Raw genomic sequence first — 502 nt, 5'->3', positions numbered from 1 at the left:
AATTTCTAACACAAGTTTATCGGCCAAGTCCTTCATTTCAGCTAATGATTTACCAGAACGAGCCGCATCTCCCAAAATTTTATGGACTAATATAGTACCTGCGACACCTCGACGACCTTGGGTATAGAGACTATTTTCAACAGCGATATCATCATCAACGACAACGCTTGCTACGTCAATACCTTCCATTTCAGCAAGTTCTTGTGCAATTTCAAAGTTCATAATGTCACCAGAATAGTTCTTGATAACCATGAAAACTCCAGCACCTTCATCAGCTGCCTTAATGGCTTCTAAAATTTGGTCCGGAGTTGGTGAGGTAAAGACTGCTCCACAAATGGCAGCAGACAACATTCCATCTCCTACAAATCCAGCATGACTTGGTTCATGTCCTGAGCCTCCACCAGAAATGAGTCCAACTTTTCCTGTCTTTTCTGCCTTTCTAACGATAACATCAAAACCATCTAAACGTTCTACCAAATCATCATGCATGAATGACAACCCC

Annotated in this window: 1 protein-coding gene; it reads right to left on the bottom strand. The window is 41.6% G+C overall.

What is annotated here, in order from left to right:
• Positions 1-502, bottom strand: a 502-nt coding sequence (locus SMIDD26_RS10855; RefSeq protein WP_246747045.1) for a dihydroxyacetone kinase subunit DhaK, incomplete at both ends; no start/stop codon positions are given.

The sequence above is a fragment of the Streptococcus mitis genome (assembly GCF_001579035.1).
Lineage (GTDB): Bacteria > Bacillota > Bacilli > Lactobacillales > Streptococcaceae > Streptococcus > Streptococcus mitis_J.
The sequence above is the reverse complement of the archived record's forward strand: the minus strand, read 5'-3'. Positions and strand labels throughout refer to the sequence as shown.